Below are 697 nucleotides of genomic sequence, written 5' to 3'. Positions count from 1 at the left end.
GCAGCCGCTTTGCGCCGGCGCCGCTGACGGAGGCCGAGGAGGGCGCGCTCAGCCATCGCTCCCTCGCGGATGCGCCTGCCGCGATCGCAGGTGACTATCCCGAATGGCTGGATCCGCACCTTGCAAAAGTGTTCGGCGATACCCGCGCGGCGGAAGCGGCTGCGATGGCGAGCCGGGCGCCGCTCGACCTGCGCGTCAACGCGCTAAAATCCAATCGCGACAAGGCAATGCAGTCGCTTGCTCATCTTCATGCGAAACCGACGCCTTGGTCCGCAACGGGCCTGCGCATCGAGCTTTCGGCCGATGCGCGCAACCCCGGCATCCAGGCCGAGGAGGATTTCATCAAGGGCGGAATTGAAGTGCAGGATGAGGGATCGCAGCTTGCGGCCCAATTCACCGCGGCAAAACCCGGCGAGCAGGTGATCGACCTCTGCGCGGGCGCGGGCGGCAAGACGCTGGCGCTCGCCGCCTTGATGCAGGGCAAGGGCCGGCTGATCGCGACCGACCGCGACAAGCGCCAGCTGGCGCCGATCCACGAGCGGCTGTCGCGCGCCGGCGTCCACAATGCAGATGTCCGCACGCCCAAGGGCGAGGCCGATCCGCTGGCCGACATCCGCGGCACCGCGGACCTCGTCGTGATCGATGCGCCCTGCACGGGAACCGGAACCTGGCGTCGCAATCCCGACGCCAAATGGCG

Annotated in this window: 1 protein-coding gene; it reads left to right on the top strand. The window is 68.3% G+C overall.

The features are described from left to right. Positions 1 to 697, top strand: a 697-nt coding sequence (locus tag MOV74_RS39610; RefSeq protein WP_246933050.1) for an RsmB/NOP family class I SAM-dependent RNA methyltransferase, incomplete at both ends; no start/stop codon positions are given.

This window comes from Bradyrhizobium sp. SHOUNA76, from assembly GCF_023006445.1.
Taxonomy (GTDB): domain Bacteria; phylum Pseudomonadota; class Alphaproteobacteria; order Rhizobiales; family Xanthobacteraceae; genus Bradyrhizobium.
This window is presented reverse-complemented; position numbering and strand designations above follow the sequence as displayed.